Annotated in this window: 1 protein-coding gene; it reads right to left on the bottom strand. The window is 68.9% G+C overall.

Going from position 1 to position 425, the window contains the following annotated elements; genetic code table 11:
* The coding region (locus OP79_RS49190; protein WP_245685768.1) for an Lrp/AsnC family transcriptional regulator at positions 1 to 425 on the bottom strand (425 nt) is incomplete at both ends.

Below are 425 nucleotides of genomic sequence, written 5' to 3'. Positions count from 1 at the left end.
CGGTTGACGACGCTGGACAGGGTGAGCGCGGTGACCGTGTCCCGTACGCCGGGCATCTGGGCGATGTCCTCCCAGATGCCCCGTATGCGTTCCAGTGAGGCCGCCTCCAGGCGCACCATGATGTCGAAGTCGCCGCTGAGGATCTCGCAGATGACGACCTCGGGGATGCGTTTGAGCGCGGCCAGGACGTCGCCGCCGCGCATGCGGTCCTGGCGGTGGACGAGGACCAGCGCCGAGACGACATCGCCGGTGTCGTCGCCCGCGCGGACGATGGTGTAGCCGGCGATGTGGCCCTCGCGCTCCAGCCGTTCGATGCGCTGGCGCACCGCGTTGCGGGACAGCAGCACCTTGCCGGCCAGCTCGGAGTGCGAGATGCGGGCGTTGCGGGTCAGCTCGGCAATGATCTTCTCGTCGATGGCGTCCAC

It is taken from the genome of Streptomyces yerevanensis, assembly GCF_000716805.1.
GTDB classification, from domain to species: domain Bacteria; phylum Actinomycetota; class Actinomycetes; order Streptomycetales; family Streptomycetaceae; genus Streptomyces; species Streptomyces flaveus.
The sequence above is the reverse complement of the archived record's forward strand: the minus strand, read 5'-3'. Positions and strand labels throughout refer to the sequence as shown.